This window comes from Planotetraspora silvatica, assembly GCF_016863315.1.
GTDB lineage: Bacteria > Actinomycetota > Actinomycetes > Streptosporangiales > Streptosporangiaceae > Planotetraspora > Planotetraspora silvatica.
The window spans coordinates 1-25173 of the sequence record NZ_BOOQ01000069.1 but is presented as its reverse complement, the minus strand read 5'-3'; the positions used below and the strand labels follow the sequence as shown (position 1 = coordinate 25173).

Here is a 25173-nt window from a genome sequence, read left to right as displayed (position 1 = left end):
ACCCCCGCAAATACGAACACCCCCCGCGAAATCCAGCAATGACCGGTGCTGTTGAGCCTCGCCAGGGAGCCGCCGGCGGACATGCCACGGCCTGCTGATCTTGCCGTCAAGCCCGTCGGGGCAGGCGTCGTGGAACACGACGATCTTCGTTCGGGCGTTCGGGCCGCGCCGCCTGGGGCAGGCGGTTCCCCGTGCACATACTCACTCGCTACATTCTCAAGCCAAATTCAATTAAATGCCTGGGCGTGTCGGCGGGGTGCCCCTGAATCGTCAGTTAGCGTCCCACGTATCGGGACAAGCCCGGAAAAGGACAAGCCGGAAAAGGACATGCCGATGGGGGCAGTGCGCAAGGTGGCGAGCTACCTTGGCCTGGGCGGTGCAGAGCAGTACGACGAGGCCTACGGTGGCGACGATGACTACGGGGATGATGACTGGATGCCGGCGTCCGAGCGGGCCGCTAAGCGTTGGCAGTCGACGGGTGAGCCGGCGCGCATCGTCATGGTGCGGCCGCAGAAGTACGACGACGCGCTGACCATGGGGCGTCACTTCCGTGAGGGGCACACGGTCGTGATGGACGTGGCGAGCATGTCGACCGCCGAGGCGACCCGGATGGTGGATTTCGCCGCGGGGCTGGCCTATGGCTGTGAGGGCCGGATCGAGCGCATCGCGGACAAGGTCTTCTTGCTGACCCCGGCCAACGTCGAGGTCTCCACGGCCTGAGGGGGCGGCAGGCTCACCGTCCTGAAGGGCCGGCTTCTGCACGGGCCTGTCGCCCGGTCCCAGGGGTCGGCTTCATGGTCTTCAGGGACCGGTCACCCGAGGACCGACGCCGCCTGGCGAAACGACGTTCGCCGAGGTTCCCGGAGCCCGGGGCCTGGCGCCCCAAGGGGCTGACGTCCCAAGGGGCCGGTTACGCGGCCCTAGGCGGCACGGGGGCCGCGGCGGAGCACACGGCAGAGTTCGGCCAGGTCCTCCGCGGAGGCTTCAGCACGCGTGGCGGCCTCTTTGCCGTATTCGCGCAGTGCCCGAACCCCTCGTTCCGATACGTCGGACAACTCGCCGACCCGGGCCTGGACCCGGCGGAGGTCGGCCTGCTCCCGGACCCTGTGGCGCCAGATGAGATACCCGCTCCAGCCACCGAGCACGGCCCCCGCGAGCGTGAGCAGGAACGAGACGACGAATCCGACGACGAACACCACCGCCGCCACAGCGCCGACCAGATAACCAGGCCACGGTGTCGACCCTCGCGGCACGCACTCGGTCACGATCTGCTGCTCAGCCGTGCTCATCGACTGCTGGTCGGCCCCCTCGGCCCGCAGTGTGATCGGATAACCCAGGATCGGAACGGTCACGGCTTCAGGCGGAGGCGCCTTGATGGTCTCGACGAGAGACTCGCCCGCGGCCTTGACGGCGGGCGCCGCCACGTGAAGAGCGAGCGCCGCGAGATGCGGGTCGGCTCCCGGACGGACGTCGTGGAGCAGATGCCCACTGAGCGAGCTCAACGGCCCTTCCGCGCTCTCCTGACCCGCAAGGGATCTGAGCACGGCGAGCGGCTCGTCATCCGTCCAGACCGTGCCGGAGACGACCTTGGACACCTCGGCGGGCCGGGGTACGGAAGTGATCTCGGAGCAGCGCTCTCGCAGCCGGCGCAGCCGGGCCACGGCCTGGGCCGAGGTGGTGATCTCAGGGACGGCCACCAGTTCGGGGAAGCCGTCGAAGGATGTCGGCACCGCCGGAGCGGGCTCGTCGGGAACGAGGGCCTTGAGCCACAGCTCGTCCTCCGGCGGGACGACCACGGCGTCGAGCTTCCGCAGGACGAAGATCTTCCCCACTGGGCCGTAGGCGCCGCGGGCCGCTGCCAGCCACAGGGCGCGCTGGCCGGAGGAGACCGGACGGTCGTTCGAGAGTTCGCCGAAGGCGGTGCCCAGCCATGACGCGTGTATGCGGTCACCGAGGCCGCATACGGCCAGGGCCAGGCAGAGGAACAGCGACGTCCGCTGTTCGTCGAGTTCCGCGGCCAGGGCGAGCGGCTCCAGCGCGTCCTGCCCCGACATGATGAGCCCGAGGGCCTCGACCGCGGGCGCGAGCCAGTAGCCGGGCACGTCGGTGACGCCTGGCGGCAGGCTCGGGGCGCTTCCGCCTGCGGCCAGGCTGACGAGAAGCGCCTCCGCGTAACGGTGCAGCTCCGTCGCGTCGGCCTTACTTCCAGGGTCCGGACTCGTGGTCAGGTCCATGCTCACGCGAACGCTCCCCGAGGGATTGGCTGGCACTCCCTTGACCCGCGCCAGACTAGACGCCCGGCCGGGTGGGAGGGGTAGAGGCGCGCCGGACGGTGAACGGGAGTTGACCTGATCAGGCATGATCCCGTTCACACACGTCCATTCACACGTTTCCGCTCACATGCGCTCGGGGACCTCGATGCCGAGGAGGTCGAGGCCCTGGACCAGCACCCGCAGCGTCAGCGCCGACAGGGCGAGACGCGACGTCCGAACCGGCTCCTCCGCCTTGAGCACCGGGCACGTCTCGAAGAAGCTCGTGAACGCCTGGGCGAGGTCGAACAGGTAGTTGCAGAGCCGGTGCGGCTCCGACGACTCCGCCACGGTCTCGACGATCGAGCCGAACCCGAGCAACTGCAGCGCGAGGGCACGCTCCGCGGGCTCGCCGAGAGTGATGGGGCCGGGGAAGTCCGCAGGGTCGAGCTCGCCCCGGCGGAAGATCGACCGGATCCGGGCCACGGCGTACTGCAGGTAGGGCCCCGTGTTGCCGGTGAGGGCCAGCATGCGGTCGAAGTCGAAGACGTACTCGCTGTCGTGGCTGACCGACAGGTCGGCGTACTTCACCGCGCCGATGCCGACCTGGCGGCCGATCTCCCTGCGGGCGGCGGGCTCGTAGCCGCGCTCGGCGATGACCGCCTCCGCCCGGCTCACGGCCTCGTCGAGGAGCTCGGTCAGCTTGGTCGATGCGCCGCTCCGCGTCTTGAACATCTTGCCGTCGGCGCCCAGCACGCTGCCGATCTGGACATGTTCGGCGCTCACGTCGTCGTGCAGCCACCCCGCCATACGCGCCGCGGCGAAGACCATCTGGAAGTGCAGCGACTGGGTGGCGCCCACGACGTAGAGGATGCGGTCGGCCTTGAGGTCGCGCACCCGGTACCGGATCGCGGCCAGGTCCGTGGTGGCGTAGCCGTACCCGCCGTCGCTCTTGCGGATGATGAGCGGGAGCGGCCGGTCGTCGCGGCCGGTGAAACCGGGCGGGAAGACGCACAGCGCGCCCTCACTGATCTGGGCCACGCTCGACTGCTCGAGCTCGTCGCAGACGTCGGCGAGCATGGTGTTGTACATGCTCTCGCCTGCGATGTGGTCATCGGTGAGCGTGACTCCCAGCACGTCGTAGACGTGGTTGAAGTAGCGCTTGGTGTACTCGATGAACTCCCGCCACAGGCGCAGGGTCGCCGGGTCGCCGCCCTGGAGCAGCGGGACCCGGCTGCGGGAGCGCTCCTCGAACGTGCGGTCGTTGTCGAACTTGTGCCGGGCCTCCTGGTAGAAGGCGTTGCCGTCGCCCGAGGCGAGCCGGTTGAGGGCCTCGCTCTCGCCGATGTCGATCAGGTGCTCGATCAGCATCCCGAACGGCGTGCCCCAGTCACCGAGGTGGTTCTGCCGGGTGACGTCATGGCCGACGTGCTCGTGGACCCGGACCAGGGTGTCGCCCACGATCGTGGTCCGCAGGTGCCCGACGTGCATCTCCTTGGCGGCGTTGGGCGCCGAGTAGTCGATCACGATGCTCTTCGGTGCGGCCTGCGGCACACCCAGCCGGTCGTCGGCGAGTTGAATCACGGCCTGGGCGGCGATCCAGTCGTCGCTCAGGGTCATGTTGAGGAAGCCGGGCCCGCTGATCTCGACGGCGACGTCGGTGTGGTCCATGGCGTCCGCCACGGCCTGGGCGACCTCCCGTGGCGCTCGTCGGAGCCGCCTGGCCAGGCTCAGCGCGACGTTCGCCTGGTAGTCGGCGAACTGTGAGGGCCTGATAAGCGGATCTTCGGAGGCGTACTCCTGGCCGAAGGCCGTGCCCAGCGCCTGCTGGACCCGCTCGGCGAGGATGAGCTGCGGGTCGGTCATGCACAAAGCTTAATGGGGCCGGTATGCGTGGATGCTTACCGGCGACGGTGCGATTTGTTCGCCGAGGCGATGCGTTCCCCGATACGGGAGACGATCCCCTGGGCGGCGAGATGCGCGGCCAGCTCACAGGCTGCCGCGATCCCTTTGGCCCTGGAGGAGCCGTGCGCGATGACCACGGTCCCGTTGAGCCCCAGCAGTACGGCACCGCCGTGCACCTCGGGATCGAGCCGGGCGGCGAGCTCTCTCAGCTTCGCCCGCTGGAGCAGGCCGCCGACCTTGGCCAGCCGACTTTCGTTGATCGTCTCTCTGAGCTGGCCGAAGGCGTAGCGCACGCTGCCTTCGAGGGCCTTCAGGGTGACGTTGCCGGTGAAACCGTCGGTGACTATGACGTCGACCTTGCCGGTGAGCAGGTCGTCGCCCTCGATGTTGCCGGTGAAGTCGATGCCTGAGGTGCCGGAGAGCAACTCGTGCGCGCGCTTGACCAGCTTGCTGCCCTTCTCGGGCTCGGCGCCGATCGTGAGCAGCCCCACCCGCGGCCGGGGGAGGCCGAGCGCGGTCTCGGCATAGGCGACGCCGAGGTGGGCGAACTGCACCAGCATCTCCGGCTTGACGTCGGCGTTGGCACCGGCGTCCAGCAGAACGGTCGGATGCGGCCTGGTGGGCAGCGGCACCGTGATCGCGGGGCGCATCACACCCTGCTGGCCACGCAGACGAAGCCGTCCGGTGGCCACCACCCCGGCGGTCGACCCCGCGGACACCACGGCCGCCGCGTCGCCTCGCCGTACGAGATGGCAGGCGATCGCGATGCTGGAGCGCGGGCGGCGCAGGCTCGCCAGCGCGCCCTCGTCCATCGCCAGGGCCTCCTCGGCCCGGACGACGGGGATCTCTGAAACGGCGTCGTGCGCGAGGAGTGCCTGGTGGAGGGCCCTGGGCTGGCCGACGAGCACGACGGGGACGCCGCGCTCACGCACCGCCTGGACGGCTCCGGCGACGATCTCATCCGGCGCGTTGTCGCCGCCCATGGCGTCGAGGGCCACCGGTAGCACGCGGCTTCGGAGCGAATCGGACGTGACGCCGTTCACCCTGGTCACTTCACCCGGATCTGGAACATGCCCGAATGGTAGGCCCTCAGGGTGACGGCTTCCTGTACACCACGATCTTGCCGAATGTCGCACGTCCCGTGACGCGGATCAGCGGGCCGTCGCCGTCCTTGCCGGCGGTCACCGCGCGCTTGGAGAACACGGCCAGGCCCTCGTCGATGACGTGGGCCTCGTGAGGCACGGTCACGATCAGCTTGCCGCAGAACGAGTTGAGCTCAAGGGTGACCTCGCGGCCCGGGATGACCGCGTCGGAGAGGTCGACGATCAGGGCGCCGAAGGTCGAACGCAACTCGGTGTGGCGTCCGGCCACCCAGCGCCCGCGCCGGATGACCTTGCTGAAGACCGCGATGATCTTCTGCCGGTCGGCTACGGCACTGGCCTGCGCCGTGCTCGTCACGGGGAGGTCGGTGGTGAGGGGGACGAGGTCGCCGAGGGTGACGGCCGTGTAGGCGGCGTCGAGCCGGTCGGCGTGCTCTGCCGTGGTGAGGCGGCCGGTGGCCAGTGCCTCTCCGAGGATGCCCGCGACCCGATCGCGGTCCGCGTCGGAGGCGCGCTGAGCGGGGTCGTCGCCCGCGAACGGAGTCAAGGAAGTCACAAATTCAGGGTAGCTCCTGACGAGATATGTCGCGATAACCCCGGAATTCTTCACTGCGAACTTTCGCCGGAGTGGAACCAACTGTGGGTGGGTCGCGTCCGAGTAAGTGAGACCGACGCGTGGCGAGGGCGGTTGGTTTACCGGAGATCCAAAAATCTACCAGGAAAGGAAGGTCGAGTGATCCCTTCCCAGGGCACGCGTGGCTTCCGGGCTTACACGGCCAAGCACCTCGATGAGTTGCTCGGCCGCGCCGGCTTCGATGGAGATGCGCGACTGCGCGTGCGCGCCGTGGCCACGGTGCTGCCGTTCCGGACGAACGCTTATGTCGTGGACGAGTTGATCGACTGGTCGGCTGCCCCCGATGACCCCATTTATCGCCTGGTCTTCCCCCAGGAGGACATGCTGCCGAAGGCCGATGTGTCCCGGCTGGCCGATCTCCTCCGCGACGAGGCCTCCGCGGCACAGCTCAAGGCGGTCGCCGCGGAGATCCGGATGCGGCTCAATCCCCACCCAGCAGGACAACTGGAGCTCAACGTTCCCCGCGTCGGCCTGGAGACCATGGAGGGAATGCAGCACAAATACCCCGAGACAGTGCTCTTCTTCCCCAAGCAAGGACAGACGTGTCACGCCTACTGCACGTACTGCTTCCGATGGGCGCAGTTCATCGGTGAACCCGACCTCAAGATGGCGTCCGACGACGTCGGGCGCCTGGTCTCCTACGTCGGGGAACACCCGGAGGTCACGAGCGTGCTGCTCACCGGCGGCGACCCGATGATCATGGGTGAGTCCGTGCTCAGGCGCTACGTGGAGCCGCTCCTGCAGGTGGAGCAGATCGAGTCGATCCGCATCGGCACGAAGTCCCTGGCGTACTGGCCGGCCAGGTTCGTCACCGATCCCGACGCCGACGCGACGCTCGAACTGTTCGCCGAGGTGGTGAGATCGGGCAAGAACCTCGCCTTCATGGCGCACTTCTCGCACCCTCGCGAGCTGGAGTCGCCGATCGTGGAGGAGGCGGTCCGCCGTATCAGGGACACCGGCGCCGTGATCCGGACGCAGGCGCCGATCATCCGGTCGATCAACGACTCCGCGGAGACCTGGGCGAGCATGTGGAGGCGCCAGAGCACGCTCGGCATGATCCCCTACTACATGTTCGTCGAGCGTGACACCGGCCCTCAGGACTACTTCGCCGTTCCTCTCGTGGACGCCTACGAGATCTTCCGGGACGCCTATGCCCAGGTCTCCGGCGTGTGCCGGACCGTCAGGGGACCGTCGATGTCCGCGACGCCCGGAAAGGTGTGCGTCGACGGCGTGACGGAGATCGCCGGGCAGAAGGTGTTCATGCTCCACTTCATCCAGGCCCGCGACCCCGAGATCGTCGGTCGGCCGTTCTTCGCTCGCTACGACCCGGAGGCCGTCTGGCTCTCCGACCTCCGGCCGGCCTTCGCCGACCGTTTCCCCTTCGAACCGGACCTCGAAGCCGCGCCTCTTGCCCGCCTGAGCGCCTGACACCACGCGCGTTAATAAAAGTGACCGGAAAAATCTGTCCCCCGGCCTGGGCGGCATGTTTACCATGCCTTTCTCCCGGGCCGGGGTTGGCCTGACCATAGAGTCATGGGCTACTGGCCTATATCCGTACTTTTCTGGTCTCGCTCCTGGTCACAGCCCCTGGGACAGAGGACATTCCCGCGGTGCGCGGGGGTGATAGAAATGCGGTCGTCTTTGTCGGCACGCACGCCGACGCACGGGGGTTCTTGGGTTCGTCATTCCCACTCTCGTGAAAAGGAATATGAACCGGGGGCAAGTAATGAATCGAGTGGTTAGGACAGCCGTCGTCGCCTTCACGGTCGGCGTCGCCGGCCTGATGGCTGCGCCGGCACAGGCCAACGTGTGCAACAACGTGTGCACCTCGCGGATCACGGCGGTGGCGAACCTCCTGGCCGACCTCCAGAGTCACGCGGTCGTCGCGGCCACCGCAGGGGCCAGCGCCCAGGTCAACGCCGTGGCGAGCCTGAGTGCCAACGTCGTCGCCGACCTGCAGGCCGATCTGGTCGCCGTGGCCGACCTGGCGGGCACCACCACCGCCAGCCTCAACGCCCGGGCGAACGCTCAGATCGCCGCGGCCGCCGCCCTGGCGGCCGACATCTCGGCCGACATCACGGCCAACCTCACGGCCAACGTCGTCGCGAACCTGCAGGCCCACCTCACGGCCGTGATCGACGCGACCGCGAACGTGACGGCCAACGTCGACGCCACCGTGCTGGCCAACGTGAACGCCGGCGCAGTGGCGGTCGCGGACGCGAGCAAGCCGGCTCTCGCCGTCACGGGGCAGGCTCCGGCCGTCGCCGCGGCCACCGCTCCGACCGCCACCGCCACGGTGGCCGCCGCGGCCAAGCTGGGGCTCGTCGCGAACCTCACGGCGCTCCTCGACCTCAACGCCGCGGTCGGGGTGGCCGGGACGGCTTCCGGCGGCCTGCTCGCGCTGATCCCGTGCGACACGCCGGCCACCGCTCTGCAGGCCACGGCGGCGGCCACGGCGCAGACGACCACGACCCAGGTGAACCAGGGCGTGACCACCACGGCCACGAACGTCAACAACCAGACGCTGGTTCCCGCTGGAACGACCGCCGCAACCACCGGCACGTCGCTCGTCACCTCCGCGGCCACCACGACGGACGCGACCGGATCCACCGCGGTCACGGGCATCCCCAGGACCGTCAGGGGGACCCTGCCGAAGCACAACAACGGGTACGTGCGCGGCAGCGGCAACCGACCGTAGCCGCCGAAGCGAAAAACGAACGGCCGGTGTCCCCCGAGGGGGCACCGGCCGTTCCGTTCGTGATGGAGGGGATCAGTTGACGGGAACGCGCACACCTGTGCGCCGGGCGATCTGAGCCTGTAGCCGCGCCATCTGCCAGTGCAGATCGATCAGTTGCTCGGCGAGCGTGCCGGCCGGCAACTCTATGGGATCCTCGGCGGCCAAGTGGTCGATCGCCATCGCCAGGTCGCTCATGCCACCCCTTCCCCTAGATCGAATCTCCGTTCGAATCATAGTAGAACAGGGGTCGCACGCGCATCAGGTTTCGTACACCGGTGCGATATAGCCGCGCGCGAGTGTGTTGGCGGTGATGGTGAACCCGACGACGGCAGGCGAGGTGTCGCTGTCCACTCCGAGCTTCTCGACGCCGAGCGCGTGCACCGCGAACAGGTACCGGTGCGGGTGTCCGGGAGGCGGTGCGGCCCCGTCGTACTGCTTGGCGTTGAAGTCGTTGCGCGCGTGCACCGCCCCTTCGGGCAGGCCCTTGAAGCCGGGGGCGGTGCCGGCTCCGGTGGGCAGTTCGGTCACGTCGGCGGGGATGTCGAACAGCACCCAGTGCCAGAAACCGCTTCCGGTGGGCGCGTCCGGGTCGTAACAGGTCACCGCGTAGCTCCTGGTGCCCTCCGGCGCTCCGGACCACTGGAGGTTCGGGGAGAGGTTCTGCCCCGTCATCCCCCAGTCGTTGTACACGTGGGCTTCCGGCTTGCGCTCCCCGTCGCGGACGTCGTCACTGACGACGTTCAGCGCGGGGACTTCCGGCAGGTGGTCGTAAGGAATCGGTGGCGGTGTGGGCATCGGTTCACCCTCCCATGAGTGGTCAAACCCGGTTGTAGGCCCCCAGGACCTCCTGCGGATCGCCTTCCATCTTGATCTTGCCCTTGTGCAGCCAGATGACCCGGTTGCAGGTCTCCTCGATCACGTCGAGGTTGTGGGCGACGAGGAAGACGGTGCCGGCGGACTCGCGCATCTGCATGATGCGGTCCTTGCTCTTCTTCTTGAACTCGCGGTCGCCGGTGGCCAGGGCCTCGTCGATCAGCAGGACGTCGTGAGTCTTGGCGGAAGAGATCGCGAAGCGGAGTCGCGCGCCCATTCCGGAGGAGTACGTCGACATGGGGAACTGGATGAAGTCCCCGATGCCGGAGAAGTCGACGATCTCGTCGTACTTCTCCCGTGTCTCGGTCGGCGACATGCCCATGGCGTAGCAGCCGAGCACGATGTTGCGCTCTCCCGTGAGCTCCTTCATGAGCGCCGCGTTGACACCGAGCAGCGACGGCTGTCCGTTGGTGTAGACGGCGCCCTTGTGCGCCGGCAGCAGGCCGGCGATGGCCCGCAGCAGCGTCGACTTGCCCGAGCCGTTGCGGCCGATGATGCCGATGGCCTCACCGTGGTTGGCGACGAAGGAGACGCCGCGCACGGCGTGCACCTCCTTCATCTCCGGGCGGCCCTGGCGGCGGACGAGGCGGCTCAGGGCGTTGGCCGCGTTGCCCTTCTTGGCGGATGCGCCGTAGACCTTGTAGACGATGTGCAGGTCGTCGACGATCACGGTCGGCGTTCCCACTGTCATGTTCGACAGCTCCTCGCTCAGCGGCTCCTGCATCACATCAGCCACGGCCGTATCTCTCCTCAGCTCGCCAGAAGTACCAGAAGCCTCCGATCGCCGCGAAGACGGCCCAGAAGATGCACGTGACCCACGCCCAGCGCTCCGGGAACCTCTGGTAGATCAGGAGATCGCGCATGAACTCGATGTAGGCCGCCGCCGGGTTGAACTCCAGTGCCCAGCGCAGGGCGCTCGGCAGGCCCTTGGTCCTCTCGGTGATCATGTAGAACACGCCGGACGCGTACAGCCAGGTGCGCAGGATGAACGGCAGCAACTGGGAGACGTCGCGAACGAACGCGCCGACGCGGGCCATGAACAGGCTCGCCCCGAGATTGAAGACGAACTGGAACACAAGCGCGACCGGGATCAGCAGCCACAGCCAGCTGATCGGCTCTCCGGTGCCCAGCACCAGGACGATGAGCACGGCCATCGACCAGCCGAGCACCTGCAACTCCTGGATCGCGTACGCCAGGGGAAGCGTCGCCCGGGGGAAGTGCAGTGCCCGGATCAGGGACAGGTTCGACGAGATCGACTTGGCGCCGCCCGTCACCGTCCGCTGGGTGAAGGTGAAGACCATGACCCCGGTGATGAGGAACGCGGGGTAGTTATGGATCGACTTGCTCTGCGCGAGGATGACACCGAATATCAACCAGTAGACCGCTGCGTTGAGCAGCGGAGTGAGCACCTGCCATAGTTGGCCGAGTGCTGACTGTGAGTAGTTGGATACGGTCTTCGATGTGGCATACGTCACGATGAAGTGCCGTCGTTGCCACAGTTGGCGCAGATAGGCGGGGAGTGAGGGGCGTGCGATGGCACGCCGCAATCCGTAACGCTCGGCGAGTGCGGCCAGCGACTCCTGGGCTCGGCCGCCCGCCTGGGCGTCCGCGACCGCGGACTCCGGCTGGCTCATGGCAAGGACTCTATTGGATGGTGGTCGATGAGAAGTCGGCGACGGTGGTCGGCCGATTCCTCCCTGGAGTGGGGTACATCTGTCGCATCGGACGCCGCTGCGACTGGTCAAAGGTAGCCCAAGACGCCGTGACGCGAGGACAACGCCACGGACCTTACGACATCCCCGGATCCATGGGGAGTCGTAGAAGTGGTATATCTACCGTAGTTGAGCGCTTTATACCCGAGATACCTATTTGGGGTTGGCTCGCTGGTATGCGTGTGACGCCCTACTGACGCACGTGTGACCGAACTGCAACGCGGCAGAGACTCCTCTGCTGCGTCGGGTGAGGGATGCTCGCGGACGACTGACAGGGCGTCAGCTGGTTTGACCACGCCTGGAAAACCGGGGACCTTACCAGCGCGAACGCCCATCCTTAGAGGGAGGACCAATCCACTATGCGCGTGACTAAGGGCGCGAAGATCGCCGCAGGCTCCGCGCTGCTAGCGCTCGGGGTCGCCGCGTGCGGCGGTGGCAGCGGCAGCTCAGGTGGCGGCGGGAGCAACCCCCGTACGGCCACGGGCACCGTCTACATCCGCGGTTGTGAGCCGCAGACCGGCTTCGTGCCGGGCAACATCAACGAGACCTGCGGCGGCACGGTCAACGACTTCGTGTACAGCAAGCTCGTGAAGTACAACCCCGACACGGCCGCCCCCGAGCTCGACCAGGCCGCGTCGATCGACACGACCGACAACAAGGTCTGGACGATCAAGCTCAAGCCGGGGCTCAAGTGGAGCGACGGCACTCCGGTGACCGCGAAGAACTACGTCGACTCGTGGAACTACACGGCGTACTCGCCGAACGCGCAGATCGGCAGCTCGTGGTTCGCCGACATCGTGGGCTTCGACAAGGTCAACACCGCGGACCCCGACGGTCCTGACGGGCCCAAGCAGGCCCCGAAGCCGGAGACCGACAAGCTGGCCGGCCTCGAGGTCGTCGACGACACCACCTTCAAGGTGACGCTCGCCGCCCCCACCGCCGTGTTCCGCACCAAGCTGGGCTACATCACCTTCGCCCCGCTGCCCGAGGCCTTCTTCAAGGACCCCAAGGGCTTCGCGTCGAACCCGGTCACGAACGGCCCCTTCAAGTTCGTGAAGTGGGACCACAACTCGCAGATCGTGGTCGCCGCCAACCCCGACTACGCGGGTGTGGAGAAGCCGAAGGTCAAGCAGATCGTCTACAAGATGTACAAGGACGACGACGCTGCCTACGCGGACCTGGTGTCCAACAACCTCGACTTCACCGAGCTGATCCCGCCGTCGGCCCTGGCCGGCGACAAGTGGAAGACCGACCTCGGTGACCGCGCGATCGAGGGTCAGCAGGGCGTCATCCAGACGGTGTCGTTCCCGCTGTTCGACAAGGAGTTCGGCGGCAACGCCGACTTCCGCAAGGCGATCTCGCTGGCGGTCGACAGGAAGACCATCACCGACAAGATCTTCAACAAGGGCCGTGTGCCGCTCGACAGCTGGGTCTCCCCGATCGTCGAGGGCTACAAGGCCGGTTCCTGCGGCGAGTTTTGCACCTACGACCCGGTCAAGGCCAAGGACTACCTGGCCAAGGCCAAGGCCGCGGGCTACACCCCGCCGAAGGAATTCCCGATCTGGTACAACGGCGACTCCGCGCACAAGGAGTGGGTGGACGCCATGGCCAACAGCATCAACCAGGCCCTGGGCGCCGACGCCGGCTTCACCGTGGTGGGCCGGTCCATGCCGACGTTCGACGAGTTCCGCAGCGTCATCACGGAGCACAAGATCAAGGGCATGTTCCGTACCGGCTGGCAGATGGACTACCCGCACATCGAGGACTTCCTGAACCCGCTGGTCAAGACCGGCGCGTCCTCGAACGACGGGCTGTACAGCAACAAGGCCCTGGACGAGAAGCTCCACGAGGCCGACATCGCCACTGACCAGAACCAGTCCGTCTCCCTCTACCAGGAGGCCGAGGCTATGCTGGCTCAGGACATGCCGACGATCCCGCTGTGGTCGTACGGTCTGCAGGCCGGCACCTCGAAGTGGGTGACTGGGGTCAAGGTCACGCCGTTCGGTGAGCTCGACCCGCTCTCCATCGCGATCAAGGAAGCGTAGCCTCCGGACTCGCACATCATCGAGGCCGGTCCCAGACCGGGGCCGGCCTCGGTCGTTGTCCAATCACGCCCGCCCCTGTGTTGACCTACGGGGGACGCTGTACGACCTTTAGCGTCAGACAGGAGGTGCGCATGGGCCGATATACCATCAGGCGCCTGCTGCAACTCATACCCGTGCTGCTCGGCACGACATTCCTCATCAACTACATGGTGTGGCAACTCCCGGGTGATCCTTTCGCCGGCCGATGCGGTCAGCGGCCCTGCCCGGACAGCTACGTCTCCGCGATGAGGGCGCAGTTCGGCCTGGATCAGCCGATCCTGCTGCAGTACTGGCAGTTCCTGAAGAACATGCTCAGCGGAAACCTCGGCGTCGACTTCAACCAGGTTCCCGTCGTGACCCAGTTGGCCGACGCCTGGCCCATCACGATCCGCCTGGCGCTCCTCGCGGTCGCCATCGAGGCGGTCATCGGCATCAGCGCCGGCGTCCTGTCCGGCCTCAAGCGCGGCGGCTTCATCGACAACGTGGTCACCATCTCCACGCTGTTCCTGCTGTCGCTCCCCGTCTTCGTCACCGGCTTCCTCCTCCAGTGGCTGCTCGGCGTCCAGTTCCAGATCATCACCCCGACGGTGTCCGACGAGGCGCCCATCATGGAGCTGATCGTCCCGGCCTTCGTGCTCGCCAGCCTCAACATGGCGTTCACCGCCCGCCTGACGCGGACGAGCATCGTGGAGAACCGCCGCTCCGACTACGTCCGGACGGCCATCGCCAAGGGTCTGACCAACAGGCGAGTGGTCGGCGTCCATCTCCTGCGCAACTCGCTGATCCCCGTGTTGACCTTCCTCGGCACCGAGGTGGGTTCTCTGATGTCCGGCGCGATCATCACCGAGGGCATCTTCAACATCCACGGCATCGGCGGCCTTCTCTACCGGGCGATCACAGGCCAGGACTACACGATCGTCGTCCCGATCGCCTCGCTGCTCGTCCTCGTGTACCTGGTCTCAAACCTGCTCGTCGACCTCCTCTACGGCGTGCTCGACCCGAGGATCCGCTATGAGTGACCCCTCCGTAACGCAGGACCTGATTCACGGCGGGGAAGGACCCGCGGCATCGGTCGTGTCGTCCTCGAACAGGCCGCGCAGCCTGTGGCAGGACACGTGGGACATCCTCCGGCACAGGAAGATCTTCTGGATCTCCTTCATCATGCTGATCCTGTTCCTGCTCATGGCGGCCTTCCCGTCGCTGTTCACGCACAAGAACCCCGACTACGCGACGCTCGCCAAGAGCATGGACCCGCCGAGCGGGGAGGCGTGGTTCGGATACGACCTGCAGGGACGCGACGTCTTCGCCCGCACGATCTACGGCGCCCGCACCTCGATCATCGTCGGCGTGCTCGCCACACTCGTGACCGTGATCCTCGGCGGCGTCGCCGGAGTGCTGGCGGCCTACTACGCGCGCTGGGTCGACTCGATCCTGTCCCGCATCGGTGAGATCTTCCTGGGCGTGCCGTACGTGCTGGGCGCGATCATCATCCTCGGCACCGTGGCGCCCGCGCAGAGCAGCCCCGACAGGGTGACGATCATGGCCGTGGTCATCATCGTGCTCGCGGTGCTCGGGTGGCCGATCCTCATGCGCATCGCCCGCTCGTCGGTGATCCAGGCGAAGCACCAGGATTATGTCCAGGCGGCGCGTGCACTGGGGGCCGGCCCGTTCCGGATCATCTTCAAGCACCTTCTGCCGAACTCCCTGGCGCCGATCCTCGTGTACTCCACGATCACGATCGGCAGCTACATCGGGGCCGAGGCGACGCTCTCGCTGCTCGGCATCGGCCTGCGCGAGCCGGTCATCTCCTGGGGCATCGCGATCGCCGACCACACCAGCTACATCAGGACCGGCGCCCACGCGATGTTGTTCCCCGCGGCGTTCCTGTCCCTGTGCGTGCTGACCTTCGTCATGCTGGGCGAAGCCGTACGCGACGCCCTCGACCCGAAGCTTCGCTGAGGAGGCACAGCAAGTGGTAGAAGTGCTTTCCGGGCCCACGGGCAGAGGCTCCTACAGCGGCGCCCTCCTGGAGGTCGAGAACCTCCAGGTGGAGTTCCACACCCGTCAGGGCGTGGCCAAGGCCGTCAACGGCGTCACCTACAGCGTGAATCCCGGCGAGACCCTGGCGGTGCTGGGCGAGTCCGGTTCGGGCAAGAGCGTGACCGCTCAGACGATCATGGGCATCCTCGACATGCCGCCCGGCAGGGTGGCCGGCGGGGCGATCCGGTTCCGCGGGGTCGACATCCTCAAGCTCCCTGAGGAGCAGCGCAGGAGGATCCGCGGCGAGGGCATCTCCATGGTGTTCCAGGACGCCCTTTCGGCTCTGAACCCCGTCTTCCCCGTGGGCTGGCAGATCGCGGAGATGTTCCGCATCCACCGGGGCAGTTCGCGGTCCGACGCCAAGAAGAAGGCCGTCGAGTTGATGGACCGGGTCCGCATTCCCGGGGCCAGGGATCGCGTCAACGACTTCCCGCACCAGTTCTCCGGCGGCATGCGCCAGCGCATCATGATCGCCATGGCGATCGCGCTCGACCCGGAGATCCTGATCGCCGACGAGCCGACGACCGCGCTCGACGTGACCGTCCAGGCCCAGATCATGGGGCTGCTCGCCGACCTTCAGCGCGACAGCAACATGGGCCTCATCCTGATCACCCACGACCTCGGCGTCGTCGCCGACGTGGCCGACAAGATCGCCGTCATGTACGGCGGCCGCATCGTCGAGACCGCGCCGGTTCACGATCTGTACCGGAACCCGGCCCACCCTTACACCAAGGGTCTGCTCGAGTCGATCCCGCGGGTCGACCTCAAGGGCCAGGAACTGTACGCGATCAAGGGCATGCCGCCGAACCTGCTCGAAATGCCGTCGGGTTGCGCCTTCCACCCCCGTTGCCCCTACCGCCGGGAGGACTGCGCCACAGCGGTTCCCCCGCTGTACCCGATCAGTGGCACCCGTGGCAGCGCCTGCCACTACTGGAGGGAGGTTGTCGATGGCTCCCGCTGAGTCCATCCTCGAAGTCCGCGACCTGGTCAAGCACTTCCCTCTGACACAGGGCATCGTCTTCAAACGGCAGATCGGCGCCATCAAGGCCGTCGACGGGGTGTCCTTCGACCTTCGCCGCGGTGAGACGCTGGGCGTCGTGGGCGAGTCGGGCTGTGGAAAGTCCACCCTCGCCAAGGTGATGATGGCGCTGGAGCGGCCCACGTCCGGGTCGGTGAAGGTCAACGGCAGGGACATCACCAAGGCCAAGGGCGCCGAGCTCAAGCACATGCGGCGCAACATCCAGATGGTGATGCAGGACCCGTACACCTCCCTGAACCCCCGGATGACCGTCGGCGACATCGTCGGCGAGCCGTTCGAGATCCACTCGGAGGTCCTCCCGAAGGGCGGCCGCCGCAAGCGCGTGCAGGAACTACTGGACGTGGTCGGCCTCAACCCCGACCACATCAACCGGTACCCGCACCAGTTCTCCGGCGGTCAGCGGCAGCGCATCGGCATCGCCCGCGGCCTGGCGCTGCAGCCCGAGGTCATCATCTGCGACGAGCCGGTCTCCGCGCTCGACGTGTCGATCCAGGCCCAGGTCATGAACCTGCTGGACCGGCTCCAGAAAGAGTTCAACCTGGCGTACATCTTCATCGCCCACGACCTGTCGGTGGTCCGCCACATCTCCGACCGCGTGGCCGTGATGTACCTCGGCAAGATCGTCGAACTGGGTGGCGACAGCCAGATCTACGACCGGCCGAGCCACCCCTACACCCAGGCGCTGCTCTCGGCGGTGCCGGTGCCCAACCCGGAGGGCCGCGAGGCCCGCGAGCGGATCATCCTGCAGGGCGACCCGCCGTCACCGGCCAACCCGCCGTCCGGCTGCCGGTTCCGCACCCGTTGCTGGAAGGCGCAGGACATCTGCGCCAAGGAGGAGCCCCTCCTCCAGATCCGCCCGGGCACCGACCACCTCAGCGCATGCCACTTCGCCGAGGCCCTCGACGTGGTCCACGTCCAGTCGTAGCCCTCGGGGAACTCCCACCTACGGCTCTCGCCCGAGTCACGCCTGCTGGCGGATCGGCGAGAGCCGTACGTGTGCTCCGGGAGGCAATCCGAGCCGTTCCGCCGCGTCGCCGCAGTTGATCGCCATGGCCACCAGGCCGGCGGAATCGGTGAAGGCGACCAGATCGCCGGGCGGCACGACCGTGAACGTCTCCCTGAACTGCACGGTGATCTGCCGCCGTCCCAGCCAGACGGCCAGCATGTCGCCGGTACGGATGCCGAGAGACGTCATGTCGCTCGCGGTGATCGACAACTGGACGTTGCCGTGGCGGTCGACGCAGAGCACCTCGCCCTCGGCGGCCCCGTCGCGAAGCCGGCTCATGGGCGCCGGCAGCATGACCAGGCTGTCGGTCGGAACCGGCGGTCCCACGTCGGCGGGGCTGCTGCCGGCGCACAGGTGCGCCGCCACGGGTGCGAAGACGTCCCGGCCGTGGAACGTGGGCGAGACCGGCTTCAGGAACAGGTCCTTGTTGGCGATCTCATATGCCGCCTCGGCGCCGCCGGCGGCCTGCAGGGCCCACGACAGGACACCGTTGTCCGGCCCGATGAACACCCGGCCGCCGGCCTCCACCGCGACTGCGCGGCCGGCGCCGCAGGCGGTCGGGTCGACGACGGCGAGATGGACGCCGGCGGGCAGGTAAGGCGTGGTCTGCGCGAGGATGGCCGCGCCGCGCCGCACGTCCCCCGCGGGGACGAGATGCCCGACGTCGATGATCCTCGCCTCTGGCGCTATCCCGACGATGACTCCGTGGCAGGCGGCGACGAAGCCGTCCTCCAGCCCGTAGTCGGTCAGAAGCGTGATTACTGAGGTCACACCTGGTGACATTACGACTGCCCTTCCGGCCTGAACACCCCGGGATTGCCTACTACGATGATGGCGGGCGCCGCGAGCCCATCGAGGAGGAGCGGATGGAAACCGAACCGGCCGACGGCGATGGGCTTGCCATCTCGGATCGAGACCGCCAGATCCTCGCGTTCGAGCGCCAGTGGTGGCGTTACGCGGGAGCGAAGGAACAGGCCATCCACGAGGCGTTCGGCATCTCGGCCACGCGCTACTACCAGCTCCTCGGTGAGCTGATCGACCGGCCCGAGGCCATGGAGCATGATCCGATGCTGGTCAAACGCTTACGCCGGATGCGGGCCGGCCGCCAGCGCGACCGTGCGGCCCGGCGTTTCGGTCTGAGGCCATGATGCTTCCCGAACACACCGGGCTCGAGGCACTGCTGGCCGACCCGTCGGGCGCGGTGATCGGGCTCGACTACGACGGCACGCTCGCCCCCATCGTGGCGGACCCCGCCTCCGCCCGGATCCATCCCGAAGCCCCCGGAGTGCTCGCCGAGCTGGCCAAGCGGGTCGGCGGCATCGTGATCGTCACCGGTCGTCCCCCTGGTACGGCTCTCGCGCTCGGGGCGAGCGCCTCTGGGCCGTCCCTCGCCGACGTGCCCGGCCTCGTCATCCTCGGTCACTACGGGCTGGAGCGCTGGGAGGCAGGCCGGATCACCGCGCCGCCCCCGTTCCGAGGGCTCGAGCAGGTGCGCGAGCGTCTGCCGATCATCGTGCGCGGCTTCGGCGGTGTCCTGATCGAGGACAAGGGACAGGCGGTGGCCGTTCACACGCGGACGAGCCCCGATCCCGAGGCCACGCTGGAGGAGCTGCGCGGGCCGATCTCCGATCTCGCCGCCGAGACGGGGCTGGTGGTCGAGCCCGGGCGGCTGGTGCTGGAGTTGCGACCGGCGGGCATGGACAAGGGCCGGGCCCTGTCGAGGTTCCTCGCCGAGCGGAGGGCCCGGTCGGTCATGTTCGCCGGAGACGATCTGGGCGACCTCGCCGCGTTCGACGCCGTCGTGGCTGCGCCGATTCCCGGCGTCCGGGTGTGCAGCGGCTCCGCCGAGGTGACCGCGCTGGCGGAGCGGGCGGACATCGTCGTCGACGGCCCCGCCGGTGTGGTGGAGTTGCTCCGGGCGATCACTCAGCGGCTGAACGGGAGCTGAGGACGCCTACCGCGGCGAACCCGATGAGCACGGGCGCGAGCAGGAACGCCGCGTGCGTGCCGAAGCTGTCACCCAGCACTCCGAGGACGAACGGCCCGCCGCCGGAGCCCACCGACGCCCAGATCGACGCGGTGCCCGACGCCTGGTCCGGCCGGCCTCCCGACGCGTCGATGATCCGGGCCAGCGCCAGCGGGAAGTGCAGCGAGATGCCGAGCCCGCTGAGGGCCAGCCCCGCGTAACCGGCGGCCTGCGACGTGCTGAGCCAGAACAGCGCCCATCCCAGCAGCGTCACGGCGAGCGCGCCGAGGAACAGGGGGGTCGGCCGGAAGCGCAGGGTCAGCCGGGCTCCGCCGAAGCGGCCGACGGCCATGCCCGCCAGCATCGCGGTCAGGCCCTTCGCGGCGGCCGCCGCGGTCAGACCGGTCTGCTGGGCGAACAGTTCGGCCGCCCACAGGTTGAAGGTGAACTCGAGCCCGACGCAGCACAGCAGCACCGCGCCGGCCATGTGGAAGCGCCTGCCGTACGGGATCTTGCGGGTGGCGCCGGCCTCCGTGGAAGCCGGCGGGGCGGCGGTGAGGCGGGCGGGAACCCACACGCGGCCCATCGTCAGGGCGAGCACAACCGTGCCCGCGATCGGGACGCACAGCGCGGCCCGCCATCCGACCGCGGAACTCGCGACCACGCTGAACAGGTAGGAGACCGCGATTCCCGCGATCACCGCCACCGCGTTGGCCTCGCTGATGGCGGCGGGACCCGCGGGACCCTGGTGGTCGCTGAGCGCGGCCATCACGACGTACAGCGTGACCGAGCCCGCCGTCCCGGCCACGGCGAAGCCGGTCAGGGTGAAGGGGAGCGAGTGGCCGAGGATCACGATGAGGATGCCGGCGTTCATCACGACGAGTCCGGTCCAGACCGTGACGCGGCGGCCGAGCCGGGCGCTGAGCAGCGGAAGCGTGAGGCCCGCGATGACGCCGCCGACCGCCATGGCCGTGCCGTGCAATCCTCCGACGGCCTGGGAGACGCCCAGTTCGGCGCGGAGCGTGGGCAGCGCGGCCGACAGACCGTAGAGATATGTCGCGAAAGTGGCAAGGACCAGATAGATGAACCAGGTGGGACGATCCCTATTGAAACGCAATGCCTGAACGGTCGTGGCAGAGTCCACCAAGGCCCCCGTATCGCGCTTCAAATGGAGGGAAAGGCTAGCATCCGTGCTGGTATCAGCCCAGAGCGGCCAGTTGGTCCTCGAACCAGCGGTGCGGCGGCATGGCCGTCGCGGCTTCGCGCAGCCGGACGCCGCGCTTGATCCGCTCGTCCTCGGGGAGGATCAGCGCCTCGTGGAGGGCCGTGGCCGTGCCCGAGACGTCGAACGGGTTGACGAGCAGCGAGTCCGGTCCCAACTCGGCCGCCGCCCCCGCCTCGCGCGACAACACCAGGGCGCACCCCTCGGACAGGATCGGCCCCTCCTTGGCGACCAGGTTCATGCCGTCGCGGATCGGGTTCACCAGCAGCACGTCGGCCAGCCGGTAGGCCGCGAGCGAGCGGGGATAGTCGTCGTGGACGTTGAGGATCAGCGGGTCCCAGTCGTCGGTGGCGTACTCGTCCTCGATCTCCTTGGCGCACCGCTGCACGGCGGCCGTGTATTCCCGGTATTCGGGCAGGTCGTGACGAGAGGGGTAGGCGAACGCGAGATGCACGACCTTGCCGTGCCATTCCGGGTGCCGGCCCAGGAACTCCCGGTAGGCGGCCAGCCCGCGCACGATGTTCTTGGACAGTTCGGTCCTGTCGATGCGGACGATCAGCTTGCGGTCGCCGACCAGGTCCCGGATGGCCGTCATGTGCGACTCGACGTCCGGTTCGGCGGCCCGCGCCCGGAGCGCCTTCCCGTTGACGCCCAGGGCGTGGACCCCGATCCGGGTGGTCCTGCCCTCGTAGGTCACCGTTCGGCCGCCACGGTCGATCCGGGCCCCGAGGAAGGTCTCGCAGCAGTCCATGAACGCGCTGGCCCACCGGGCCGTGAGGAAACCGGCGTGGTCGGCCCCCAGGATCCCCGACAGCACCTCGGCGGCCACGTCGTCGGGGAGCAGCGAGAAGTACTCCGGCGGGGCCCACGGCGTGTGCGAGAAATGGGCGATGCGCAGGTCGGGTCGCTCGACCCGGAGCATCGCGGGCGTCAGCGTCAGGTGGTAGTCCTGCACCATCACCTTGGCGTCGTGCGCCGCCTCCTCCGCCAGCGCGAGTGCGAAGGCGCCGTTGTACTCGCGATAGGACTCCCACTCCCGCCTGAACCGCGTGTCGAACTGCGGGGCGATCGGGGTGTTGTAGAGCAGGTGGTTCACGAACCACAGGGTCGAGTTGGCCACCGCGTTGTACGCCCGGTGGAAGATCGGCGGGGGGATGTCCAGCATGCGGACCGGCCCGGTGTCGTTGCCCGCCTGGTCGAGCCGCCCGCCGGGCGCCTGCCGTACGGCGCCGCGGTCGCCGTCGGACAACGCCGCGCAGACCCACAGCACGTCGGTGTCCCTGACCACCTCCGACAGGCCGGAGACCAGGCCGCCGCCGCCCCTGCGCATGGTCAGCGCACCGTTGTCCGACAGGGTGAAGGCCACCGGCCCCCGATTGGAGGCGATCAAGACCGAATGGGCGCGCATGCACGAAGATTAATCAAAGCTGACAGCGATCAATAGGATGTCGGTCAATCGCGGAAAGGCTTGATCCGTTATGGCACTGGACGAGGCGGTCGACGAGCTGGCCAGAACGGCCGCGCAAGGCGATCATCGTTCGCTCGGCGAACTGCTCCGCCGGATCGAGCCCGACGTCATCCGGCACTGTGAGCGGCTTCTGCCGTACCGGCAGGACGCGGAGGAGGCGGCGCAGGACACGCTGCTGGCGGTCGCCCGCAACATCAGCAGATTCGAGGGCCGCTCGCGCTTCGGCACCTGGCTGCACATCGTCACGGTGAACTGCGCCAGGACGACCTACCGGTCGCTGAAGCGCCGGTCGTCCGAACAGGCGGAGGAACTGCCCGAGCAGCGGCCCGACCCCCGGAGGGTCAGCGTCATCGCCGGGTCGCGCCTGGACCTGCTCGACGCCATGGAGGCGCTGGAGGCGGACAAGCCCGATCTGGCGCACGCGCTGGTCTTACGCGACATCTGCGAGCTCGATTACGCGGAGATCGCCGACCAGCTCGGCATCCCCATCGGCACCGCCAAGTCGCGCATCCACCAGGCGCGCAAGTACGTCCAGGCGGTCCTCGGCGACGCCTACCGCTGAGCGGCGATGGACGCCCGCGTCCCGGATCGTGAGACGACGGAACGGACATGCGGGACGGCGGGGTACAGTGCTAGGGACCTGCTCGGCGGGTCTACAACTGAACATTGCTCATCCAGAGGGGTGGAGGGACCGGCCCTGCGAAGCCCCGGCAACCTTCCCGGCGTCCGACTCGTGACCACGAGGCCGGCCGGGACAGGTGCCAATTCCGGCTCGTGATCAGGGCGGTCGCGAGCGAAGATGAGGGAAAGGCCTCGCTTCATGGCGCTCTCAAATGCTCCCCAGTTCGGCCCCGCGACCGGTCTGTCGTGTCGCGAATGCGGCACCCTCTACGACCTCGGGCCGATCTTCGCCTGTTCCGAGTGTTTCGGGCCACTCGAGGTGGCGTACGACTTCGGCGATGTCCGTCGTGAGGACATCGAATCCGGCCCGACCAACATCTGGCGCTACCGGGCGCTGCTCCCCGTCCCCGAGAACGTGGCCACCAAGCCCAACCTCCAGCCCGGCTGGACGAAGTTGGTCAAGGCCGACAATCTCGCAGCCGAGCTGGGCATGCGTTCCCTCCACGTGAAGGACGACTCCGGCAACCCGACCCACTCGTTCAAGGACCGCGTGGTGTCCATCGCCCTCGAGGCGGCCAGGGCCTTCGGCTTTCACACGCTCTCCTGCTCCTCCACGGGCAACCTCGCCGGCGCGGTCGGCGCCGCGGCGGCCCGTGCCGGGCTCGACTCCTGCGTCTTCATCCCCGCGAACCTCGAAGAGGCCAAGATCACCATGGCCGCCGTCTACGGGGGCCGCCTGGTCGCCATCGACGGCACCTACGACGAGGTGAACCGCTTCTGCTCCGAGCTGATCGGCGACGAGCTGGGAGAGAAGTGGGGCTTCGTCAACGTCAACCTCCGGCCGTTCTACGCGGAGGGCTCCAAGACGCTGGCCTACGAGATCGCCGAGCAGCTCGGCTGGCGCCTGCCCGACCAGATCGTCATCCCCGTGGCGTCCGGCTCGCAGCTGACCAAGGTGGACAAGGGCTTCCGCGAGCTCATCAAGCTCGGGCTCGTCGAGGACAGGCCGTACCGGATCTTCGGGGCCCAGGCCGAGGGCTGCTCGCCGGTCTCCGCGGCGTACAAGGCGGGACACGACGTGGTCCAGCCGGTCAGGCCGAACACGATCGCCAAGTCCCTCGCCATCGGCAACCCGGCGGACGGGCCGTACGTCCTGGACATCGCACGGCGCACCGGAGGCGCGGTGGAGGACGTCGACGACCGTGAGGTGGTCGAGGCGATCCGCCTGCTGGCCAGGACCGAGGGCGTCTTCGCCGAGACCGCGGGCGGCGTGACCGTCGGCGTCCTTCGTAAGCTGGTCAGGAACGGCGTGCTCGACCCCGACGCGGAGACCGTCGTGCTCAACACCGGAGACGGGCTCAAGACGCTGGACGCGGTCGCCGCCGAGGCGCGGCCCACCGCCGTCATCCGTCCTTCCCTTGAGGCATTCCGTACGGCATTCGCCAACTGAAGTCGTTTCTCCAAGCCCAACTGAAGCAAGAAAGCGAGTGACAAATGAGCGTTTCAGTGCGGATTCCGACGATTCTGCGCACATACACCAGCGGAGCCGCGGAGGTATCCGGCGACGGAGGAACGCTCCGGGAAGTCCTGCAGAAGCTGGATGTCGACTATCCGGGCATCGGAGGTCGGATCCTGGACGAAACGGGCAAGATTCGGCGTTTTGTCAACGTATATGTGGGTGAAGAGGACGTCCGATTCACTGAGGGACTCGACACACCCACGCCCGGTGGCAGCCAGATCTCCGTCATCCCGGCTGTGGCCGGCGGCTGAACGATTCGGTCGCGCGCGTGCGTCTGACATGCGCTTCTATCATTATCGAAGTCAATCGCCGTTGGGGAATGGTGCAATAATCAACTATCCGACCCCTAACTGAATATTCGCCGTTTCCTGCTTTGAGCGAACGTCACGAAGTGGTTTGCGGATTGACTCTGTTGTGCCACGGCTTGACACGGGTATGGTCGAGGACGATCGACGTAATCGGGGGCTTCTTGGCGTGGTCCCCAGCCCAGCAAGAGGAGTCGGAAAGTGGCGCAGGGCACCGTCAAATGGTTTAACGCGGACAAGGGCTACGGCTTCATCGCGGTAGACGGTGGTAAGGACGTGTTCGTCCATTACTCGGCAATCATGATGGACGGGTACAAGGCCCTCGAGCAGGGCCAGCGAGTCGAGTTCGACATCACGCAGGGCCAGAAGGGGCCCCAGGCGGAAGGCGTCCGGACCGTCTGATCCGTTCAGCACCCCCTACGTAAGGCCCGGTTCGTCCCACGAGCCGGGCCTTCCTCGCGGTCGGACTTACCTGTACAAGCTGGTCAGGCTGGCTTCCGCTTGCACTCGCAGGGGTAGAGTGCTAAACACGTGTTTGGCACTCTGAGGTCGAGAGTGACAACTCACGGGATCGAGGCGATGGGGCCTGCGAAAGGAAAGCGGGCCCGTGCCGTCGCGGGCGTCGGCTCGGTCCGTTGAAACCACCCTGCTACTGGGAGGTCTAGCCTTATGGCAGCCAAGATGATCGCGTTT

25 protein-coding genes and 1 riboswitch are annotated in these 25173 nt (G+C 67.7%); of the genes, 14 read left to right on the top strand and 11 right to left on the bottom strand.

What is annotated here, in order from left to right:
- Positions 1 to 333: 333 nt before the first annotated feature.
- Positions 334 to 720: a cell division protein SepF gene (locus tag Psi02_RS38705; RefSeq protein ID WP_203980895.1), complete on the top strand. Its 387-nt coding sequence runs from the start codon at positions 334 to 336 to the stop codon at positions 718 to 720.
- Between the two features lie 200 nt (positions 721 to 920).
- On the opposite strand, the gene Psi02_RS38700 is transcribed toward Psi02_RS38705, so the two are convergent.
- The 4 genes from Psi02_RS38700 to Psi02_RS38685 form a co-directional block, all read right to left on the bottom strand.
- Positions 921 to 2234, bottom strand: a complete 1314-nt coding sequence (locus Psi02_RS38700; RefSeq protein WP_239095524.1) for a hypothetical protein — start codon at positions 2232 to 2234, stop codon at positions 921 to 923.
- Between the two features lie 162 nt (positions 2235 to 2396).
- Positions 2397 to 4115, bottom strand: a complete 1719-nt coding sequence (gene argS, locus Psi02_RS38695; RefSeq protein WP_203980894.1) for an arginine--tRNA ligase — start codon at positions 4113 to 4115, stop codon at positions 2397 to 2399.
- Between the two features lie 35 nt (positions 4116 to 4150).
- On the bottom strand, positions 4151 to 5161 hold the full coding sequence (gene plsX, locus Psi02_RS38690) for a phosphate acyltransferase PlsX (protein WP_275415341.1): 1011 nt from the start codon (positions 5159 to 5161) through the stop codon (positions 4151 to 4153).
- A gap of 82 nt (positions 5162 to 5243) precedes the next feature.
- A complete protein-coding gene (locus tag Psi02_RS38685) occupies positions 5244 to 5810 on the bottom strand; it encodes a DUF1707 SHOCT-like domain-containing protein (protein ID WP_203980893.1) in 567 nt (188 codons plus the stop codon).
- Between the two features lie 177 nt (positions 5811 to 5987).
- On the opposite strand from Psi02_RS38685, the gene Psi02_RS38680 reads away from it, so the two are divergent.
- Complete coding sequence (locus Psi02_RS38680; protein ID WP_203980892.1) at positions 5988 to 7316, top strand: KamA family radical SAM protein; 1329 nt, start codon at positions 5988 to 5990, stop codon at positions 7314 to 7316.
- A 307-nt stretch (positions 7317 to 7623) separates the two neighbouring features.
- The gene (locus tag Psi02_RS38675; protein ID WP_203980891.1) at positions 7624 to 8586 is read left to right on the top strand and encodes a hypothetical protein; all 963 of its coding nucleotides are present in this window, start codon (positions 7624 to 7626) and stop codon (positions 8584 to 8586) included.
- Positions 8587 to 8658: 72 nt separating this feature from the next.
- Here Psi02_RS38675 and Psi02_RS38670 read toward each other — a convergent pair whose 3' ends face one another.
- The 4 genes from Psi02_RS38670 to Psi02_RS38655 form a co-directional block, all read right to left on the bottom strand.
- Positions 8659 to 8820, bottom strand: a complete 162-nt coding sequence (locus Psi02_RS38670) for a hypothetical protein (protein ID WP_239095522.1) — start codon at positions 8818 to 8820, stop codon at positions 8659 to 8661.
- 63 nt (positions 8821 to 8883) lie between these two features.
- Positions 8884 to 9420, bottom strand: coding sequence for a YbhB/YbcL family Raf kinase inhibitor-like protein (locus Psi02_RS38665; protein WP_203980889.1), 537 nt, complete (start codon positions 9418 to 9420; stop codon positions 8884 to 8886).
- A gap of 22 nt (positions 9421 to 9442) precedes the next feature.
- Entirely contained in the window at positions 9443 to 10222 is a 780-nt protein-coding gene (locus Psi02_RS38660; RefSeq protein ID WP_239095523.1) for an ABC transporter ATP-binding protein, read from the bottom strand.
- Positions 10223 to 10226: 4 nt separating this feature from the next.
- A complete protein-coding gene (locus Psi02_RS38655; protein ID WP_203980888.1) occupies positions 10227 to 11132 on the bottom strand; it encodes an ABC transporter permease in 906 nt (301 codons plus the stop codon).
- Positions 11133 to 11575: 443 nt separating this feature from the next.
- Here Psi02_RS38655 and Psi02_RS38650 point away from each other — a divergent pair, with 443 nt between their 5' ends.
- The 5 genes from Psi02_RS38650 to Psi02_RS38630 all read left to right on the top strand — a co-directional run bounded on the left by Psi02_RS38650 (position 11576) and on the right by Psi02_RS38630 (position 17298).
- A complete protein-coding gene (locus Psi02_RS38650) occupies positions 11576 to 13255 on the top strand; it encodes a peptide ABC transporter substrate-binding protein (protein WP_203980887.1) in 1680 nt (559 codons plus the stop codon).
- 131 nt (positions 13256 to 13386) lie between these two features.
- Entirely contained in the window at positions 13387 to 14313 is a 927-nt protein-coding gene (locus tag Psi02_RS38645; protein ID WP_203958601.1) for an ABC transporter permease, read from the top strand.
- Positions 14306 to 15253 (top strand): ABC transporter permease, encoded by a 948-nt coding sequence (locus tag Psi02_RS38640; RefSeq protein WP_203958602.1) that lies wholly within the window; start codon positions 14306 to 14308, stop codon positions 15251 to 15253. The genes Psi02_RS38645 and Psi02_RS38640 overlap by 8 nt, the downstream gene beginning before the upstream one ends.
- A gap of 13 nt (positions 15254 to 15266) precedes the next feature.
- Positions 15267 to 16295, top strand: a complete 1029-nt coding sequence (locus Psi02_RS38635; protein WP_203980886.1) for an ABC transporter ATP-binding protein — start codon at positions 15267 to 15269, stop codon at positions 16293 to 16295.
- Positions 16282 to 17298, top strand: coding sequence for an ABC transporter ATP-binding protein (locus tag Psi02_RS38630; RefSeq protein WP_275415340.1), 1017 nt, complete (start codon positions 16282 to 16284; stop codon positions 17296 to 17298). Before Psi02_RS38635 ends, Psi02_RS38630 begins: the two co-directional genes overlap by 14 nt.
- A 36-nt stretch (positions 17299 to 17334) precedes the next feature.
- Here Psi02_RS38630 and Psi02_RS38625 read toward each other — a convergent pair whose 3' ends face one another.
- Entirely contained in the window at positions 17335 to 18150 is an 816-nt protein-coding gene (locus Psi02_RS38625; protein ID WP_239095521.1) for an SAM hydrolase/SAM-dependent halogenase family protein, read from the bottom strand.
- 95 nt (positions 18151 to 18245) lie between these two features.
- On the opposite strand from Psi02_RS38625, the gene Psi02_RS38620 reads away from it, so the two are divergent.
- Positions 18246 to 18527, top strand: a complete 282-nt coding sequence (locus Psi02_RS38620) for a DUF3263 domain-containing protein (RefSeq protein WP_203958605.1) — start codon at positions 18246 to 18248, stop codon at positions 18525 to 18527.
- Complete coding sequence (gene otsB, locus Psi02_RS38615) at positions 18524 to 19327, top strand: trehalose-phosphatase (RefSeq protein WP_203980883.1); 804 nt, start codon at positions 18524 to 18526, stop codon at positions 19325 to 19327. Before Psi02_RS38620 ends, otsB begins: the two co-directional genes overlap by 4 nt.
- Here otsB and Psi02_RS38610 read toward each other — a convergent pair.
- Both Psi02_RS38610 and Psi02_RS38605 read right to left on the bottom strand, forming a co-directional pair.
- Complete coding sequence (locus Psi02_RS38610; RefSeq protein WP_203980882.1) at positions 19302 to 20462, bottom strand: MFS transporter; 1161 nt, start codon at positions 20460 to 20462, stop codon at positions 19302 to 19304. The genes otsB and Psi02_RS38610 overlap by 26 nt on opposite strands.
- A gap of 82 nt (positions 20463 to 20544) precedes the next feature.
- Positions 20545 to 21975 carry an alpha,alpha-trehalose-phosphate synthase (UDP-forming) gene (locus tag Psi02_RS38605; protein WP_203980881.1) on the bottom strand — a complete coding sequence of 477 codons (1431 nt, stop codon included), beginning with the start codon at positions 21973 to 21975 and terminating at the stop codon, positions 20545 to 20547.
- 70 nt (positions 21976 to 22045) lie between these two features.
- On the opposite strand from Psi02_RS38605, the gene Psi02_RS38600 reads away from it, so the two are divergent.
- The 4 genes from Psi02_RS38600 (at position 22046) to Psi02_RS38585 (ending at position 24882) form a co-directional block, all read left to right on the top strand.
- Entirely contained in the window at positions 22046 to 22597 is a 552-nt protein-coding gene (locus Psi02_RS38600) for an RNA polymerase sigma factor (protein WP_203980880.1), read from the top strand.
- A 105-nt stretch (positions 22598 to 22702) separates the two neighbouring features.
- Positions 22703 to 22841: riboswitch (SAM riboswitch) on the top strand.
- A gap of 14 nt (positions 22842 to 22855) precedes the next feature.
- Positions 22856 to 24106, top strand: a complete 1251-nt coding sequence (thrC, locus tag Psi02_RS38595; RefSeq protein ID WP_203980879.1) for a threonine synthase — start codon at positions 22856 to 22858, stop codon at positions 24104 to 24106.
- 44 nt (positions 24107 to 24150) lie between these two features.
- Complete coding sequence (locus tag Psi02_RS38590) at positions 24151 to 24426, top strand: MoaD/ThiS family protein (protein ID WP_203958611.1); 276 nt, start codon at positions 24151 to 24153, stop codon at positions 24424 to 24426.
- 255 nt (positions 24427 to 24681) lie between these two features.
- A complete protein-coding gene (locus Psi02_RS38585) occupies positions 24682 to 24882 on the top strand; it encodes a cold-shock protein (RefSeq protein WP_066373698.1) in 201 nt (66 codons plus the stop codon).
- Positions 24883 to 25173: the final 291 nt, after the last annotated feature.